We start from the raw sequence: 17,053 nt of genomic DNA, 5'->3' as shown, positions 1-17,053 counted from the left end.
AGGAGGAATTGGGGTGATTGGTCAACGGTTCAGGCGGATGCTGATAATAACCATCGCAAACCGCGACCGATTTACTTAGTTGCTGAATTCGTAGCTCGCTGAGATCGAAAAGGAAAGCGGAAAGAAAAGGTCATCAAAAAGGTTAAGTAGAGCGTGTTGTCAGTTTAATTTATGAAAGTCCGACATTCAGCCGCAATTTATTTTGTCGTCCAAGGATCAGCGGTAATTGCTTGGTGGGCGACTCCTTATTTTGTCCGGTGGACTCGGCAATACTTCACTCTAGAACGGTCTTCGGAAACCTCACTAATGGCGTTTTGACTCGCCGACCTATCGTTTATGGGAATTGGTTCATTGGTGGCAAGTTGGCTATGTTTTCGCGACCACGAATATTCGCGGATCGCCTCGTGGTTTGTAACAGGGGCGTTTAGTTATGCGACAGTTTACGCCTTCGCGTTTGAGTTAATGACCAATGTCGGCTGGCTCGGAGTGACAATAATGTTTCCGGCGATGATCTGGAGCGGGGTATTTGCCGTCGGGTTGTGACTTAAAAGGACGATGTTTCGTGAGGCAGTCGACGCTTCGACTAACTGGATCCTCGTCAAAACAATGACTCAGATCGTTGTGATTTGGTCGGCTATTCTTGTCGTTTTTCCGTATCTGATAACGATCGTCGAGGGCTCATTCGGCATCACGCGATTGCAAGTTCCGTTTCAAAAGCCTCTGGCCGCAGTTCTGTTCATTGCGATTAGTTCGCCGGGCGTCCGGGGCTCGATCGTAATGTCGAAGATCCGAAAAGGTACGCCGTTGCCGCTTGACCACGCAAAAAATCTGGTTATTCGTGGCCCTTATGCGTTTGTTCGTAATCCGATGGCGGTTTCAGGAATAGGTCAGGGATTGGCAGTTGCACTTTTCTTAGGCTCACCTCTTGTTGCTCTTTATGCGTTGATTGGGTCGCTCGTGTGGCAGTTGATCTTTCGGCCGCTCGAAGAGGATGATATCGAACGGAGGTTTGGTAGAGCATACCGTGAATATCGGTTAAACGTGAAATGTTGGATACCGCGATCTAGGGCCTACCAGATCGAGGGAACTCCGGACTCGGCAAATTCTAATGATTCGCCGTTGGGCAAAATGTGAACAACTCGCTCGACGCCCTTTGCCCTCAGCATCGGAGCGAGCATTCCGACCCGGTGACAATTAGCTCGAGGGACTCGGTGATCTGTGAGCGGTTTCGATTCCGAACACATTAAAACGGTTCTCAATTCTGACGCGATCTCAACTATTCGCCCCACGCCCCACTCCATATCGGCCGGGTTAGGTTTGAATTTTCCACCGGTCTCAGGCAGATGTTCGTAGCCGATAGTATTGTCGCTAAGCAATTCGGCGAGTACGAATCCGTTGAACTGCGGCCAACGCGAGCGGGCAAACGTACGGACGTCACAGACAAACTCGATCTCAAAGTTTTGTAGTAATTCAAGAAAATAAGCAAATGGGTGTCTACCGTGGCCGATTGTGTAGATAGTCTTACCGGTCATTTTGCCTCATCTATCAGATTGCCGTTCTCATCGGCAAATCCGCGTGTTTGCCATTCGGCTAATAGCGTTATTGCCTCGCGATAGCTTTTTGTCCGCTCTTTGATCAACTCGGAGATCAGCCATATTTTCGTTTCGACCCATTCCGGATCACATTTAACTTTTGTGTAATCGGTGTGCTTAGAAAGGCCTTCGATCCAGACGTCCCGGTCGTGAGTATCGCCAAGAGATCCCTGTAATCTTGCAAGTTCTTTCGAAATGGGCTTTGCGGCGGCACTCCTAAATTCAGAGAAGAATTCATTCGAATATCGAAGTCGCTTCACCGCAATGCGAGTCTTGTGTAGACCCGTACGGTCAAACGGGTCATAAAGGCGAGCGCCGACACGCTTAAGGTCACTAGAGAGCGATGCGGTGATATCACTTCTAAATGAATCGATGTCCAAGTACTTTGAAAGATGGATTTTCGAGGAAAGGGCGGCCAGCGACACCTCGAATCGATGGCGAAGGTCTTGCTGGAAGTCGACCGAGAGCTGTTTTTGCAATCGGACAAATGCGGACAGGCGACTTTTCTTGATGGTGGCAACGAATCGGACGATTCTCTCACCGACCTTAACGGACTCGCAATCCCGCGAAAGTCGAGCAAAAGCATCGATCGCTACATCTTCGTCGCGGACCGAGCCAAGAATTTCAGCGAGTTGCTTGAAGTTTTTCGAAGCAGATCGCGAAGGGTGTCTTTCGAGAATCATCTCGGTGTCGCGAAGTGAGCTCCGTAGTCGGCGAGTCGCAACACGCATATCGTGAATACCGTCAGACTGAGTGGGGTCAAGTGCGTTTGGGAGTTCGGTGATGATCGCCTCGAAAAGCGAATGGCATTTCAAAGCGAACCAAGATGCCGGATCGCAACCAAGTCGAACCTTAAAGGTTTCATTCTCGCCGTCCATTTACTTGAATTGTATCAAATCGAACGCACTTCACGCGTTCTTCCGGCGGATATCTTCGACCGAATCCGGATTCTCGAGGGCGGAGAGATCGCCCGCATCTTCGCCAAGGTAGGCGGAGCGGATGACCCGGCGCATTACCTTCGCATTGCGGGTTTTTGGTATTGCCGATACAAAGTGAATTTTCGATGGGGCGAGCGGTTTGCCCATATCGCGGACAACGAGGGTTTTCAATTCGGATTGGAGGGCAAGTATCCTTGCTTGCTTTTCGTCGTCATTATTTTCACCGGTAATCAGGGATGTTTGCCCTCCGATCACGCAGAACGCGACCATTGCGGTGCCTTTGTCGTCGTCGGGCACGCCTATAACCGCCGCTTCGATGACCGAGGGATGCGAAACGAGTATGCTTTCGACTTCGGCGGGGCCGACGCGTTTGCCGGCGACTTTTAGCGTGTCATCTGAGCGACCGAGGATGAACCAGTGGCCGTCTTTATCTCGCATCGCAAAATCGCCATGAACCCATATGTCCTTGAACCGCCGCCAATAGGTGTCGAGATAGCGCTCTTTTTCCTGCCAAAATCCGCGTGCCATACCGATCCAGGGCTGTTTGATGACAAGCTCGCCAACTTGTCCGGCGGCAACAGGTTTGCCGTCTTCGTCGAGAATATCTACGTCCATTCCCGGACACGGAGCCGGGAACGAACACGGCTTTATCGGTAGCAAAGGATTGCCCATCAAAATGCCGCCGGAGATCTCTGTGCCGCCGCTGTAATTTATGATCGGCAATTTGCTGTCACCGACCTTTTCAAATAACCACCACCAAGGTGCCGGATTCCAAGGCTCGCCTGTCGAGGCGAATATGCGGAGGCTGCTTAGATCGTGGCGCTCGAACGGAGTGAGGACAATCTTGTCCTCATCGCCGCTTGCGGCGACATCTTCGTGTTTAGTACTTATTTGGGTATTAGCGCTTGCAATCCGTTCGAATGCACTGCCGAATCTGAATTCTTCAGCCGTCTTGCTTAGTTTTGCGAGCACAGGGTTGTTCTCAATATAGGCAAACGCTTTTGAGAAATGCTCGCCGTCACGTATATACCGGTCAAAATAATCAGCTTGCCAGATCGGCCCGGTGGTATTTCGCAGTTGGTTGATTCTTCTCGCGGAAATTCCCTTGATCCCCTTCATAAGGCCTGCAAGATCGTCTCCTTCATAAAGGCGAAGCAACAGGTGAACATGATTGGGCATAATGATCCATGCCTTTAGGTCGCAGCTCTTTCCTTGTTCGTAGAGTAATGTTTCGCGGACTATTTCTGCGATCTTCGTATCGCGTAGAATACATTCGCCCGCGCCGCTATCGAGATAATCCTCGACGAGTTGCCTAAGCTCTTCAGAATCGTCATCGAGTTTGTCATGTTCTAGCTGTTGACGCAGCCTATTCAGCACAGACTGCGGAAGGGAATCTGCAAGCCGGAATGTAATGAACTGCGTGACTTGGCCATCAAAGTGCGGCAGTTTGCCATGTCGGCTCCAGCCTCTGCGTTCACTTTTTTCGGGCTTCGCCCTCATGAGGACAGGAGCGTCCTCACTCCGTCCTTCATGCGACGCAAGCGAACGTACTAGCGTAGGCGAAATACCTAAAACCTCGACCTTATGCTTGGCGCAAAATTCCCACATTCGGTCAGGCGTCGGGTAATCGGGAGCACCGTCGTAGATGCAGATCGTCGCACCATTTATCAACGCCCCGTAGATCAGCCAAGGCCCCATCATCCAGCCGATGTCCGTGTACCACGATATCCGCGTACCTCTCCCAACATCCGTCCCAAACGCCATATCCTGCGCCGCCTTGATAGGAAAACTAGCGTGCGTGTGCGCAATGCCCTTTGGCTTGCCGGTTGTGCCGGAGGTGTAGAGGATAATGAGCGGGTCTTCGGCGGAGGTTGGTTCTACAAAGCCAGATTTGTCCATTTTCCTTGTGGATGCTGGCAAGAAGACTTCATCTGATTCGACAAAACTCGATTTACAATTCAGATCATCCGGACACCATCTGGATTGTGCCCAAAGTACTCTGACAAAAGCTTTCTCATACTCGGGCAATTTGAAATGCCTCGGGCAATTGCAAGGGTCCTAATTCGCTTGCCACGACGTGCAAAGCAGTACAGGTAAATATTGCTTTTGCTTTTACCGCGTTCACCCTGCTAGTCGATCGCGTGAACATTCCGTAACCGGAAAAACAGGAACGGCAATCGCTCCGATCCGTCCGATCGCCAGAAAGCGATTACGGTGTCTTGCGTCATCGGAAGATGTATTCCGACTGCATCTCCTTTCTGGATTCCGCTGGCCGCAATCCGAGCGGCATGATTTTGATCTGCTCGAGTAAGTCTGAGTAAGTCCAGTGTCAATTTCTCCCTTCTCTCCTTCCCAGATCACCGCAGGCTGGTCCTTCATCTCGTCCGTTTGCCAGCGGTCGAGGCACATTTCGGTGATGTTCAGGCCACCGGACAGGAACTCAGTCCCCCCCCCCCCCCCCCCCCCCCTGCGTGAAGTAAACCACTTTGGGAATTCAATGCCGTCGGTCGTATCGAGCAGTTTTTCGTATGGCGGGTCGAATTTGATATCGAGGAATTTCAACACTTCTTCGGTAAATCGCTCGACATCATTGATCGAATACGCGTAGAGCTCTTCCCAGGTCGCGACCCCGACCTGCCGCATAAACTGCGTTAATCGTGAGCGTTCGATTACATCCGGCGTAGGCGTCCAGGCAATGGGCTGATCTTCGAGGAGGTTTTGGTCATTCATAAGAAAATTAGCCACAGATTAACACAAATGAATTTTGCCACGAATTACACAAATCGCACGAATTAAAAGAAATTGTTATTCGTGGTATTCGTGTAATTCGTGGCAAAATATTTTTGATGAGTGATCAGTCAGTTGCTATCCAGCTTCCGAACAATCTTTTCGCCGGCAAAACGGCTATCGTTACGGGTGCGTCACGCGGGGTCGGGCGAGCGACCGCATTGCGTTTGGCGGAGGGCGGGGCGAACGTGGTGGTGAATTACATCAGCAATCACCGCGAGGCACAGGAGACGGTCGATCTGTGCCTCGGCAAGGGCGTCGAGGCAATTGCGGTGTGCGCAGACGTGTCCGAATTTGTTGGAGCTCAGGAGATCGCCAAGCAGGCCATGGATAAGTTCGGACAGATCGATCTGTTGGTGTGCAATGCCGGTGTCTGGGATGGTGCGGCGATCGAAGACATGTCTGAGGAGCTTTGGAACAAGGTCATCAACACCAACCTCAAATCGGCTTGGGCGATGACCAAGGCGTGCGTTCCGGCGATGAAGAAGTGCGAATCGGCCGCGATCGTGATGGTCTCGTCGACCGCCGGACAGCGGGGCGAGGCGAATTACTCTAATTACGCGGCGTCAAAAGGCGGTCAAATTTCGTTTACCAAAGCACTCGCAAGCGAGCTTTGCCCCAAGATCCGCGTCAACGCGGTCGCCCCCGGTTGGATCGAAACGGCGATGGTTAGACCAGCGTTCGACGATGAAGAGTACAAGCGTAGCGTTATCAAGTCGATCCCGCTGCAACGCATCGCTACGACGGACGATATCGCGTTGTCGATATGTTTTCTGCTATCAGACTGGTCGCGGCATATAACCGGCGAGATTTTGAATATTAATGGCGGTGCGGTGCTCTGCGGATAGTGGGCGTGACATTGCCGGCCATGTAAGTGCAATGTTGCCAGTTAGTTGCGAGCAATCAGTTTCCTTATTCAAGTAAGCTAATTTTCGATGGTGGGGATCACTTTTAGTGACATTGTGTTCTAAACTGCGTTGCTGTGTTGACAAGTTCAGAGCAAATGTCTTAGGTTTGGAAGGTCGATGGGAAACCTTCCGACAAATTGAAAATCTGAAACGTGGCGATTTAAGGCAACTTGCTCCACGTAAAAAACTGCTAAAGACTAACGGTGATATTTAATTATTTGCCGTAGAACAAACGAAGAACTTTTTGAGAGCTCTCGTGCAATTTAGCACGAGGGCTTTTTTCGTTTGACTTGAAGTTGCCAAAACAAAACAGGAGAAAATATGACTGACAAAAATTATAGTTTCAACACATTGGCACTTCACAGCGGACAGGAGATCGATCCAGCGACAAACTCGCGAGCAGTCCCGATATATCAAACGACATCGTATGCCTTCAACGATGCAGACCACGCGGCACGGCTATTTGCTCTCAAGGAGTTCGGCAACATTTATACACGTTTGATGAACCCGACGACCGACGTATTTGAAAAGCGAATCGCAGCACTCGAGGGCGGTGCGTCGGCATTGGCGACGGCGAGCGGCCAGGCCGCGGAAACTCTTGCGATCCTGACACTAGCCGCTGCGGGAGACGAGATCGTTTCGACAACATCGCTTTACGGCGGCACTTATAACCTCTTTCACCACACATTACCGCGACTAGGTATCAAGTTTCACTTCGTCGACGGTGCCGACTATGACGGCATCGAAGCCGCGATCAACGAACGCACCAAGGCGATATATACCGAAAGCGTCGGGAACCCAAAACTCGATGTGATCGATATTGAGCGTCTCGCTGCGATCGCTCATCGCAACGGTTTACCGCTGATCATAGATAATACAGTTCCATCACCCGCACTTTGCAATCCGATCAAATGGGGAGCTGATATCGTTATCCATTCTGCGACCAAATATATCGGCGGCCACGGCACCACAATGGGCGGTGTGATCGTCGATGCAGGCAACTTCGACTGGGCCGCAAGCGGGCGGTTCCCGGAGTTTAGCGAACCGGATCCCAGCTATCACGGCATTTCGTACACCGAAGCATTCGGTCCACTTGCATTTATCTTAAAGGCTCGAGTCCAGGGCCTTCGCGATACGGGGGCGGCCTTATCGCCATTATCTTCGTGGCAATTACTCCAGGGAACAGAAACTTTGCCCTTGCGTGTCGAACGCCATAGCGAAAACGCACTGACGCTGGCACGTCATTTAGAGCAACATCCGTTGGTAGAGTGGGTCAACTATCCGAAACTGGCTTCAAGCCCGTATTGCGAACTCGCCGACAAGTACCTTGCGAATGGCGGCAGTTCGATCGTCACGTTTGGAGTTAAGGGCGGATATGCGGCCGGTAAGAGATTTATAAATTCCGTCGAACTTTTCTCACTTGTCGCGAACATCGGTGATGCCAAATCGCTGGTGATCCATCCGGCCTCGACAACGCATCAGCAGTTGACGGCCGAAGAGCAGGCATCGACCGGTGTTACGCCCGATCTGATACGGCTGTCCGTCGGTATCGAAGACATCCGCGATATCATCGCGGACATTGACCGGGCATTGAGCCTTTCGACCGAAACGATTAACGCGGCGGTGGCGTGAACTAATGTGGCCGCTTGGAGGTGCCCATAACCGGGCATCTCCGTGATGACCGCAAAGGAGGTGTAATGTTTGAAATAGATTTCTGTTCTAATGAGCCATTTGAGCTTGGGTCGGGCGACGTTCTGACCGAACTGCGTCTCCGCTGTTCGATATACGGCCAGCTTAATGCGGATAAGTCGAACGCCGTGCTCGTCTTTCACGCACTAACTGGAAGTTCACGGATCGGCGAGTGGTGGAACGGTATCTTAGGTGAAGGCTGCGCCTTAGATACTAGACGGTACGCATTCATTTGTGTCAATTATCTTGGTTCGTGCTACGGCACGACTAGTGCCCGTTCGCTGAAACGACGTTATCGTGAATTGCCGATCGTTACCACCCGAGACATCGTCCGAGCAAATGCGACGCTTTTCGAATATCTCGGGATCAGGAAGTTTCGGGCCGTGATCGGCGGCAGTGTGGGAGGTATGCTGGCCTTACAATTTGCCGCAGAGTATCCGGAGATGACGGATGAGATCGTTTCAATTGCAGCCACACCGCTTTCGGCAATGGGGCTCGCACTTAATCACATTCAACGCCAGGCAATAAGCCGAAATGACATCGATCTTGCGCGAAAGATTGCGGTAGTTTCATACAAATCGTCTCGGCAATTCACCCAACGGTTTGGCCGTAATCCGAACCGTAACGGGGAGGACCCACATTCCAGAACACAGGATCGATTCGATATTGGCGGTTACCTCGATCATCACGGCAAAGGGTTTCGGGAGCGTTTCGAAATTGAGAGCTATGACCTGATCACCAAGGCAATGGATCTGTTTGATCTATCGGATCACGATATTTCTCGGATCCGAGCAAATGTTGCTCTCGTCGGCATTTCGAGCGATTGGCTATTCCCCGCATCAGAAGTCTCCGAATTGGCACGACGACTGTCGAAATGCGGCGTCAATGCCGGCTATTATGAGATCGATTCGGATGACGGTCACGACGCATTCCTTTCGGATGTTGCGGAGATGTCGCGCGTGCTCCGCACCGTACTTGGAAGGTCAGAAGTTCGTGAGCAAATTATTAACAAGGAACAAAGTGCGGCTTCGTATGCCGCCAGCTATTGATCATTATGAATAAAGAAATCGTTGAACAAAAATTACCGTTTTGCCTTCTAATCGGCAAAACGGCGATCGTGACCGGAGCGTCACGGGGGATCGGACGCGCAACCGCAATTAGATTGGCCGAGGCCGGAGCCAATGTCGTGGTAAATTACTTTCAACACGAGGCAGAGGCATTGGCCGTCGTACGAGAATGCCGCAATTTCGGTGTAAAAGCGGTCGCGTTTCAAGCAGATGTCTCGAAACCAATCGATGCCGAGCGTTTGAATGAGGCGGCGTTGAGAGAATTTGGCGGTGTTGACATCGTAATTGCAAACGCCGGTATATGGGAAGGCGACGCAGTCGAAGCAATGACCGAGGACGTTTGGGATCGCGTGATCGACGCCAATCTCAAGGGAACGTGGACGATTTGCAAGGCGGTTCGATCGTTATCGTATCTTCGACCGCCGGACAACGCGGTGAAGCGGGCTATTCAAACTACGCGGCTTCAAAAGGGGGACAGATATCATTTACAAAGGCGCTTTCAAACGAACTGGCGCCAAGCATTCGCGTAAATGCGGTCGCGCCCGGATGGGTCGATACCGGCTTGAACGACGGCGTATTTGACGATCCGGAATTCGTAAAGAGCGTCGTCGAGGGCATTCCGCTTAAGCGGGTCGCAACCGCGGACGATATTGCCTTATCGATCGTCTTTCTCGCGTCGGACTGGTCGCGGCATATTACGGGTGAGGTTATCAATATCAATGGTGGAGCAGTGTTATGCGGATGAACCGAGCGTTTTGTGATTTGCCTCACATTAATCCTGCAAGTCCTGTGGTAAGGATTTATACTTGTATTTCTGAACATATACTTAGGAAGGGCAACTGACTTATGAACATTAATAAGCTCGACGAATTTCAAAATCACTTTGCCGCGGTGCCGGTAAACACCAGCTACGTGGAAAATCTTATCGGCAACACGCCGTTGCTTGCTGTCCATTTTCACTACTTCGGTAAACGTAGAACCATCTTTGCTAAGGCAGAGCACCTCAATCTTTCAGGCAGCATCAAGGATCGAATGGCGTTGCATATCATCAGCACCGCCTATCGAGACGGCCAGATAAATGAGGGCGACACTATTGTCGAGGCCACGAGCGGAAATACCGGGATCGCATTTGCAGCGATCGGCCACGCATTCGGGAATCCTGTTCATATTTTTATGCCTGAATGGATGAGCAAAGAGAGGATCTCGCTGATCAAGAGTTACGGGGCGGAGGTAACGCTTGTGAGCCACGAGGAAGGCGGTTTTTTAGGGTCGATCGAGTTATGTGAAAAGTACAAACGTGATCATAAAAGCGTCTTCTTGCCGCATCAATTTTCGAACTCCGCGAACCCGGAGGCCCACTATCTGACAACAGCCCCCGAAATCTGGGAACAATTGCAAAACGTCGGCTTCGAACCCGACGCATTTGTCGCGGGTGTCGGAACGGGTGGAACGATAATGGGCGTTGCCAAATTCTTTGGTGAAAAGAACAAAGATATAAAGCTGTTTCCGCTTGAACCGCTCGAATCACCAACGATGTCGACCGGCCACAAGGTCGGTAGTCATCGCATTCAGGGTATATCGGACGAATTTGTACCGGCAATATGCGAACTTGACCATTTGGACGAGGTGATCGGTGTTTCGGACGGTGACTCGATCCTGATGGCACAAAAATTAGCGTCACGGCTTGGGTTGGCGGTTGGAATATCGTCTGGAGCGAACTTTCTTGGTGCATTGATCGCTCAGGAGAAATTGGGAGCTGATGCGGTCGTGGCAACGGTCTTCTGCGACGACAACAAGAAATATTTGAGCACCGACCTCGTCCGCGAAGAATCGGTCAAGGACGACTATTTGTCGCCGAATATTGAACTTTTTGGATATCAGACGATCGGGCGCCTTGGGTTGACGCAGGCATCGATAACCGCTTTTTAATACAAACGGTCAACGTACCGGAAAAAGTTCATTTTCGACGATCATTCCGAATTTGCACTACTGCTTGTCGCCGGAGTTAGCGAAAGTGGTCCGTCCGGATATTTTCGAAATTCGCCCGCGGCCCCAAATTTCTGTATCGTTTTGCTAACGCGGCTGATTTACCTTAAATTTACTTAATAATTGTGAGAGTAGCTTTACATCCAACCGTGTTGAAGTTCGGCGGCACGTCAGTTGGTGACGTAGCGGCGTTCGAACGTGTATTTCACGTCGTTTCCACGCAGATATCTATCCGTCCGGTCGTGGTGGTCTCTGCGATGACCAAGGTGACGGACGCCTTGCTTGCGGCGTTTGAGCTGGCCAAGAAAGGTGATTTTGCCGAGGCATTTCTCTCGCTCGAACCGCATTTCGAACGCCACGCCGAAGTTTCGCGGTATTTTATCCCGCCGGGTCGGCCTAACCCGTTCAACGGCGAATTGGACTTGGCACGAGGTGAGCTTTCGGACCTATTGATCCGCGTCACACGCCGCAGTCTGCCGCTGTCAATACTCAAGGACGCGATCGTATCGTACGGCGAACAATTGTCATCGCGACTTCTTGCGGAGGTTCTGAAGGCAAAAGGCATACGTGCACGACAGGTCGATTCGCGGCGGATGATCGTCACTGATGATGAATATGGTGCCGCACAGCCGATATGGGATGAAACCGAAAAGCTAGTCAAACTCGAACTCGAGCCGATTATCGCCGACGGCGAAGTACCCGTAATGGGCGGCTTTATCGCCGCCAATCGGGGCGGCGAAACTACAACACTTGGGCGCGGTGGATCCGACTATTCGGCGGCTATGACGGCGGCAGCACTTCGGGCCGACCAACTGCAGATCTGGACCGATGTGACCGGCGTAATGACGTGTGATCCGCGGATATGCGGCGAGGCTCGCACCATTCCGGTGCTTTCGTATGAAGAGGCTGCCGAACTTGCATATTTTGGAGCCAAAGTCCTACATCCAAAGACCATCAAGCCCGCGGTCGACCACGCCATTCCGATTCGCGTCTGTAATACCTTCGAACCCGACGCGGTCGGCACAATGGTGCTCGCGGATTCTGCTGAGGTGCCGAACAAGATCAAGTCGATCGCACATAAAAATAACATCACGATCCTGCGGATCACGTCGGCCAGAATGCTCGGCAGTTATGGTTTTATGAGCGCGTTATTCCAGGTATTCGAACGCTTTCGTACGGTTATCGACGTAATCTCGACTTCCGAGGTTTCAGTGGCACTTACACTCGATAATACAGCCGAACTGGAAAAGATCGTTACCGAACTAAAGCGACTTGGCGACGTTGAGGTTGATTCCGGCTATGCCGTGATCTGCGTCGTCGGCGAGGGCCTAAGGGCCTCGACGGGCCTAGCATCGTCCGTTTTTTCGACAATTCGGGACGTGAATGTCGCTTTAATCTCACACGGGGCGTCGAGCGTAAATCTGACATTTGTCGTGAAAGAAGGCCTTGCGTCGGATGTGATACGGGAACTCCACAGATCGTTCTTTTAGATCCAATTGCCAATTGATTTTGCATAAATATGTCCGACCTTTTTACACTTACTAAAAGTCTGATGTCGATCCCCTCGGTCTCGGGCGAAGAGGAACCGATCGGTTTTTATCTGCGTGACCATCTGGAATCGCTTGACTGGTCCGTCGAGCTTCAAAAAGTATCCGAGAATCAAAACAATGTTATCGCGACCCTAAACGATACTCCGCGAGTTTGGCTCTCGACCCATATGGACACGGTGCCACCATTTATTCCGCCTACGGAGGATGCGGACAAGATCTACGGTCGCGGTTCGTGCGACGCGAAGGGAATAATCGCGGCCCAGATCAAAGCTGCCGAGTCACTCAGAGAAGATGGCGTAAACGACATCGGACTGCTGTTTACCGTTGACGAAGAGCGTGCATCGACCGGTGCGAAAGCGGCGAATCTGCATCCGCTCGCCGCCAAATGCGAGTATATGATCAATGGCGAACCGACAGACAACGACCTCGCCATCGGTTCGAAGGGCACATTTCGTGTCAAACTTACGACGACCGGAAAGGCCGCTCATTCTGCGTATCCCGAAGAAGGCGAATCCGCGATCGAGAAACTGCTCGACATTCTCGACGACATTCGCGACACGCGTTTCCCGAACGATGATTTTTTTGGCGAGACCACGGTAAATATTGGCACGATCGAAGGCGGCATAGCCCTCAACGTCATTCCGCCGCGAGCCGAGGCAGGCCTTGCCATCCGCCTGACCACAAAAAAACAGCCGATAGAGGAAGCTCTTCGCAAAGTCGTACGTGGCCGCGGGGAGATAGAGATACTCTCATTTAGTGAGCCTGTCCGAATGCTCGAGGTTGAAGGCTTCAACCAAAAGGTCGTACGTTTCACGACCGACATTCCGCATATGCCGAACTGGGGCAAGCCGCTCCTGCTCGGGCCCGGCTCGATCCTCGTAGCACACACGAAAGACGAATTTGTGCGTAAAGAAGATCTCGAACAAGCTGCAGTCCTCTATCACAACCTAGTGTTGAAACTATTAGGCTAAGTTGGAACCACGCACCACCTGCGTGTTGCCGATTTTTAAGTCGGTTGAATCAATTTAGTTGTCTAGGCCGTATAATCAGTGAAAAGCGACGTTAGAAAATAGAAATATGAAAAAGCAAATCAGTTATTTAGTGTGTGTGATCTTGTTTGCGGTCCCCGTTTTGGGGCAGAATTTGTTTATGCCGCGGAATGTTAAGGCCGCTTATGCGAACGGGACGCGGAGTATGGATGGAAAGCCGGGACCGAAGTATTCCCAGAATAAATCTGTTCACAATATTCGAATGAATATCGCTCCGCCGAACCGAACGATTAGCGGTTCCGAAGACATTATATACACTAATAACAGCGCAAAGGCTTTGCCGATGCTGACGTTGCGTTTCGAACTAAATGTGCATACGCCGGAAGCGATGCGTGAGCGTCCGGTTAGCTCGAATCAATTGACGTCGGACGTGTCGGTCGACGAATTCTCTGAGAACGGCAAGGTGAAAGCCTGGACGCCGCTCATCAGGCAGAAGGGAATGACGTACAACTCGATCAGGCTAGACGAGCCGCTTGCTCCGGGTGCCTCGGTGAAACTCTCATTTAAGTGGCATTACGAACTCGTTTTGGAGTCGGGACGCGAAGGTGTTATTGATCCAACGTCGTTTTATATCGCCTATTTTTATCCGCGCGTTGCAGTGCTCGATGATGTCAACGGCTGGGACAATATCTCGCATACGTTGGGACACGAGTTTTTTGGTGATTTTGATGATTACACGCTTGAAGTCTCAGTGCCGAAAAACTATATAGTTTGGGCGACAGGTGATCTCACGAATGCCGACGAAGTTTTGAAGCCGAATATAGCAGAACGTCTGAAACAGTCGTTCACCAGTGACGACGTGATAAACATCGCGACACTGGACGAGGTGAAGTCCGGCAAGGTCACGGCACAGAACGAGACAAATACCTGGAAGTGGAAAGCGGAAAATGTTTCGGATGTCGCTTTCGGTTTGTCCGATCATTATATCTGGGACGCTGGCAGCCTCGTCGTAGACAAAAAGACCGGTCGACGCTCAAGTACACAGGCGGCCTACGATGAGCCGTCGAAGAATTTCGCAAATATGGTGAAGTACATAAAGTCTTCGCTTGAGTTCTCATCTAACCAATGGCCGGGAGTTCCGTATCCGTATCCGAAAATGACGATATTTCGCGGTTTCGCCGATATGGAATATCCGATGATGGCGAATGACAGCTCACAGGGGCGGCCGGAAATGCAGGAGTTCGTTGCGGCTCACGAAATAATGCATAGTTATTTCCCGTTCTATATGGGCATTAATGAGCGTCGCTATGCATTTATGGAAGAAGGTTGGACGACAGCGTTTGAGTATCTTTTCAACGTTGCTACTTTCGGTAAACCGATGGCAGATCCGACTTTTAAGAATTTTCGGGTTCGCGGGTGGATAGCCAATGTTAATTCGGACGCCGATATTCCGATTATGACACCTGAAAATGTTTTAACCGGTAGCGGGTACGGGTCGAATAAATACGGCCGTGCTGCACTCGGGTATCTTGCATTGAAAGACCTGCTTGGTGATGTGGAATTTAGAAAGGGACTGCACTCTTTTATCGACAATTGGCACGGTAAGCATCCAATACCGTGGGATATGTACAACAGCTTTAACACGGCCACCGGCAAAGATCTGAATTGGTTTTGGAATGCTTGGTTCTTTACATACGGCTATATCGATTATTCGGTCGTCGGAGTCGAAAAGGCTGGTAATCGTTCGACGATCAAGATCAAGAATCTAGGCGGATTCCCCGCACCCGTGGATGTCGTCGTGACGTACCAAGACGGCACAACCGAAACGATTCACCAAACGCCTGCACTTTGGCAGCACAACTCTAAGGAAGCATCTGTAAAGATCGCCTCCCGCAAAACAATAAAAAGTATCACTCTCGACGGCGGCATTTACTTGGACTACAACCCAAAGGACAATATTTGGCCGGCTGAGTAAGAGTTAAAACGACATATAGGAAAGGTCGGCAACTGCCTCTATGTTGTTCAATTATAGAAACGTATAAAGTTAGCTCTTATCGGTTACGAGGCGATGGGGAAACTCATTCACCATCTTGCCGAAGAAAAAGGCTACGAGATCACCGTTGTCATCGTTAATTCGGGCGCCGGGTCGTCGGCGGCCGAATTGGCGGAAAAACTACTTGGCGCCGATGCTGCTATCGATTTCACGACGGCTGACGCGGTGCGGCGAAGCAGGCCTCGTCATCCGCCTGACCACGAAAAAAGCAGCCGATCGAGGAAGCTCTTCGCAATGCCGTACGCGGCCGCGGTGAGATCGAGATACTTTCATTCAGGGAGTCGGTCCGATTGCTCGAGGTCGAAGGCTTCAACCAAAAGGTCGTGCGTTTCACCTCCGCCATTCCCCATTTGCTAAACTGGGGCAAGCCTCTGCTTCTCGGCTCCGGATCGATCCTCGTAGCTCACACGAAATACGAATTTGTGCGTAGAGAAGATCTCGAAAAAGCTGTTGAATTCTATGTCAACTTCGTGAAAAAACTCTTAGCCACGATCAACACGAATAACCCACATCAAATCGGGCAATATGATCGGTTCTGGTACAAATTGGCAGGAATTCTAATCGGAATTGTTCTGAACCGATGCAGTCAATTTTCCCGTCATTTATATCGAATGGTGGCGTTTGGACGAGATTGATCTACAACTGCCGGTTACTGTTTTAGATCGCAAACGTTTGCCGGTATTGCTGCCAAAGATCGGTTCAACTGAGCGGTCTGCTCTTTGATCGCCCGTATGTTCCTTCGAGAAGGTGAAAGTGCGTCGAACAGGCTTTGAGACATCTGAAGGCTTTTGCGAGCCTCACATCGTCTTCCCGCCATTAACTGTATTTGTGCTCGTCGTAGCAGATGAGATTCCTTGTTTTGCAGACCGGCCGAAAAGCTGTCTAGTCTAAGCAGTGCGTAATTAAAATTACCGCGTTTGATCTCTAGATCAATCGCCGCGGACACGAGCGTCGAGATCGGTCCCAGTATAATTATTCCTTCGTCCAAGCCACTTAGGGCTCCATGGAAATTACCCACGGACGCCAAGATATCGGACCGCTCGAGATATATCTCGATGGAATCTTGCGGTGAGATTCCGATCGCGCGCGAGAAAAAGTCGGCAGACGAGCTAATGTCTTTCATCTGCCGGTAGATTCGGGCAAGTGTCAGATTACCCTCGAAACTTCGCGGCTCCTTGGCGAGAAAAATTTCAAGTGCAACTTTCGCCTTTGCGAACTGCCCTGAATCAAGCAAGAGCTTGCCGCGCCCGAGGTCAACAATCGTCAGTTTTGGGTCGATCGATCGAGCCTTGCCAAAGTCCCGTGCAGAGTTTTGCCACTCTTTATGAAGGCGGTAAAGCTCAGCCCGTTTTAGGTAAAGTGCCGGATTGTTTGGTGCCTTTCGAATTGCCTTTGTCACGGAAACGATTTGTTCATGGATACCATCGTGAGCAGTCGCGACAAGTGAGCATCCGATGATGAGCATGCCTGAGCACAAAATGAATTTAAGCATAC

At 50.9% G+C, this 17,053-nt stretch carries 17 protein-coding genes; 12 read left to right on the top strand and 5 right to left on the bottom strand.

The window, feature by feature from the left end:
• Positions 1 to 336 precede the first annotated feature (336 nt).
• Both IPQ00_10910 and IPQ00_10905 read left to right on the top strand, forming a co-directional pair.
• Positions 337 to 543, top strand: coding sequence for a hypothetical protein (locus IPQ00_10910; GenBank protein ID MBL0241065.1), 207 nt, complete (start codon positions 337 to 339; stop codon positions 541 to 543).
• A 12-nt stretch (positions 544 to 555) separates the two neighbouring features.
• Entirely contained in the window at positions 556 to 1,134 is a 579-nt protein-coding gene (locus IPQ00_10905; protein MBL0241064.1) for an isoprenylcysteine carboxylmethyltransferase family protein, read from the top strand.
• On the opposite strand, the gene IPQ00_10900 is transcribed toward IPQ00_10905, so the two are convergent.
• The 4 genes from IPQ00_10900 to IPQ00_10885 all read right to left on the bottom strand — a co-directional run bounded on the left by IPQ00_10900 (position 1,071) and on the right by IPQ00_10885 (position 5,260).
• Positions 1,071 to 1,532: a DUF488 domain-containing protein gene (locus IPQ00_10900; protein MBL0241063.1), complete on the bottom strand. Its 462-nt coding sequence runs from the start codon at positions 1,530 to 1,532 to the stop codon at positions 1,071 to 1,073. The two genes, IPQ00_10905 and IPQ00_10900, sit on opposite strands and share 64 nt — an antisense overlap.
• Positions 1,529 to 2,470 (bottom strand): CHAD domain-containing protein, encoded by a 942-nt coding sequence (locus tag IPQ00_10895; GenBank protein MBL0241062.1) that lies wholly within the window; start codon positions 2,468 to 2,470, stop codon positions 1,529 to 1,531. The genes IPQ00_10900 and IPQ00_10895 overlap by 4 nt, the downstream gene beginning before the upstream one ends.
• Before the next feature lie 30 nt (positions 2,471 to 2,500).
• A complete protein-coding gene (locus IPQ00_10890; GenBank protein ID MBL0241061.1) occupies positions 2,501 to 4,429 on the bottom strand; it encodes an AMP-binding protein in 1,929 nt (642 codons plus the stop codon).
• 222 nt (positions 4,430 to 4,651) lie between these two features.
• Positions 4,652 to 5,260, bottom strand: a complete 609-nt coding sequence (locus IPQ00_10885) for a hypothetical protein (GenBank protein ID MBL0241060.1) — start codon at positions 5,258 to 5,260, stop codon at positions 4,652 to 4,654.
• Positions 5,261 to 5,376: 116 nt separating this feature from the next.
• On the opposite strand from IPQ00_10885, the gene IPQ00_10880 reads away from it, so the two are divergent.
• The 10 genes from IPQ00_10880 to IPQ00_10835 all read left to right on the top strand — a co-directional run bounded on the left by IPQ00_10880 (position 5,377) and on the right by IPQ00_10835 (position 15,916).
• Complete coding sequence (locus tag IPQ00_10880; protein MBL0241059.1) at positions 5,377 to 6,165, top strand: 3-oxoacyl-ACP reductase FabG; 789 nt, start codon at positions 5,377 to 5,379, stop codon at positions 6,163 to 6,165.
• A 381-nt stretch (positions 6,166 to 6,546) separates the two neighbouring features.
• Positions 6,547 to 7,857 (top strand): O-acetylhomoserine aminocarboxypropyltransferase/cysteine synthase, encoded by a 1,311-nt coding sequence (locus IPQ00_10875; protein ID MBL0241058.1) that lies wholly within the window; start codon positions 6,547 to 6,549, stop codon positions 7,855 to 7,857.
• Positions 7,858 to 7,922: 65 nt separating this feature from the next.
• A complete protein-coding gene (gene metX / locus IPQ00_10870) occupies positions 7,923 to 8,963 on the top strand; it encodes a homoserine O-acetyltransferase (protein ID MBL0241057.1) in 1,041 nt (346 codons plus the stop codon).
• 5 nt (positions 8,964 to 8,968) lie between these two features.
• The gene (locus IPQ00_10865) at positions 8,969 to 9,511 is read left to right on the top strand and encodes an SDR family NAD(P)-dependent oxidoreductase (protein ID MBL0241056.1); all 543 of its coding nucleotides are present in this window, start codon (positions 8,969 to 8,971) and stop codon (positions 9,509 to 9,511) included.
• A 32-nt stretch (positions 9,512 to 9,543) separates the two neighbouring features.
• A complete protein-coding gene (locus IPQ00_10860; GenBank protein ID MBL0241055.1) occupies positions 9,544 to 9,726 on the top strand; it encodes an SDR family oxidoreductase in 183 nt (60 codons plus the stop codon).
• Between the two features lie 101 nt (positions 9,727 to 9,827).
• The gene (locus IPQ00_10855; GenBank protein MBL0241054.1) at positions 9,828 to 10,910 is read left to right on the top strand and encodes a PLP-dependent cysteine synthase family protein; all 1,083 of its coding nucleotides are present in this window, start codon (positions 9,828 to 9,830) and stop codon (positions 10,908 to 10,910) included.
• 182 nt (positions 10,911 to 11,092) lie between these two features.
• The gene (gene lysC / locus IPQ00_10850; protein ID MBL0241053.1) at positions 11,093 to 12,457 is read left to right on the top strand and encodes a lysine-sensitive aspartokinase 3; all 1,365 of its coding nucleotides are present in this window, start codon (positions 11,093 to 11,095) and stop codon (positions 12,455 to 12,457) included.
• A 29-nt stretch (positions 12,458 to 12,486) separates the two neighbouring features.
• Positions 12,487 to 13,488: a M20/M25/M40 family metallo-hydrolase gene (locus tag IPQ00_10845; protein MBL0241052.1), complete on the top strand. Its 1,002-nt coding sequence runs from the start codon at positions 12,487 to 12,489 to the stop codon at positions 13,486 to 13,488.
• 106 nt (positions 13,489 to 13,594) lie between these two features.
• A complete protein-coding gene (locus IPQ00_10840; protein ID MBL0241051.1) occupies positions 13,595 to 15,481 on the top strand; it encodes a M1 family metallopeptidase in 1,887 nt (628 codons plus the stop codon).
• A 93-nt stretch (positions 15,482 to 15,574) separates the two neighbouring features.
• A complete protein-coding gene (locus IPQ00_10835) occupies positions 15,575 to 15,916 on the top strand; it encodes a hypothetical protein (protein MBL0241050.1) in 342 nt (113 codons plus the stop codon).
• 292 nt (positions 15,917 to 16,208) lie between these two features.
• Here IPQ00_10835 and IPQ00_10830 read toward each other — a convergent pair whose 3' ends face one another.
• Positions 16,209 to 17,051, bottom strand: coding sequence for a tetratricopeptide repeat protein (locus IPQ00_10830; GenBank protein ID MBL0241049.1), 843 nt, complete (start codon positions 17,049 to 17,051; stop codon positions 16,209 to 16,211).
• Between the last annotated feature and the right edge of the window lie 2 nt (positions 17,052 to 17,053).

This window comes from Chloracidobacterium sp., assembly GCA_016720705.1.
Taxonomy (GTDB): domain Bacteria; phylum Acidobacteriota; class Blastocatellia; order Pyrinomonadales; family Pyrinomonadaceae; genus OLB17.
The sequence above is the reverse complement of the archived record's forward strand: the minus strand, read 5'-3'. Positions and strand labels throughout refer to the sequence as shown.

Bases quoted from the DNA above. Each gene is read 5' to 3' on its own strand.
- IPQ00_10910 (MBL0241065.1), top strand. From the start codon at position 337: ATGGGAATTGGTTCATTGGTGGCAAGTTGGCTATGTTTTCGCGACCAC.
- IPQ00_10905 (MBL0241064.1), top strand. From the start codon at position 556: ATGTTTCGTGAGGCAGTCGACGCTTCGACTAACTGGATCCTCGTCAAA.
- IPQ00_10900 (MBL0241063.1), bottom strand. From the start codon at position 1,532: ATGACCGGTAAGACTATCTACACAATCGGCCACGGTAGACACCCATTT.
- IPQ00_10895 (MBL0241062.1), bottom strand. From the start codon at position 2,470: ATGGACGGCGAGAATGAAACCTTTAAGGTTCGACTTGGTTGCGATCCG.
- IPQ00_10890 (MBL0241061.1), bottom strand. From the start codon at position 4,429: ATGGACAAATCTGGCTTTGTAGAACCAACCTCCGCCGAAGACCCGCTC.
- IPQ00_10885 (MBL0241060.1), bottom strand. From the start codon at position 5,260: ATGAATGACCAAAACCTCCTCGAAGATCAGCCCATTGCCTGGACGCCT.
- IPQ00_10880 (MBL0241059.1), top strand. From the start codon at position 5,377: ATGAGTGATCAGTCAGTTGCTATCCAGCTTCCGAACAATCTTTTCGCC.
- IPQ00_10875 (MBL0241058.1), top strand. From the start codon at position 6,547: ATGACTGACAAAAATTATAGTTTCAACACATTGGCACTTCACAGCGGA.
- metX (MBL0241057.1), top strand. From the start codon at position 7,923: ATGTTTGAAATAGATTTCTGTTCTAATGAGCCATTTGAGCTTGGGTCG.
- IPQ00_10865 (MBL0241056.1), top strand. From the start codon at position 8,969: ATGAATAAAGAAATCGTTGAACAAAAATTACCGTTTTGCCTTCTAATC.
- IPQ00_10855 (MBL0241054.1), top strand. From the start codon at position 9,828: ATGAACATTAATAAGCTCGACGAATTTCAAAATCACTTTGCCGCGGTG.
- IPQ00_10845 (MBL0241052.1), top strand. From the start codon at position 12,487: ATGTCCGACCTTTTTACACTTACTAAAAGTCTGATGTCGATCCCCTCG.
- IPQ00_10840 (MBL0241051.1), top strand. From the start codon at position 13,595: ATGAAAAAGCAAATCAGTTATTTAGTGTGTGTGATCTTGTTTGCGGTC.
- IPQ00_10835 (MBL0241050.1), top strand. From the start codon at position 15,575: ATGGGGAAACTCATTCACCATCTTGCCGAAGAAAAAGGCTACGAGATC.
- IPQ00_10830 (MBL0241049.1), bottom strand. From the start codon at position 17,051: ATGCTTAAATTCATTTTGTGCTCAGGCATGCTCATCATCGGATGCTCA.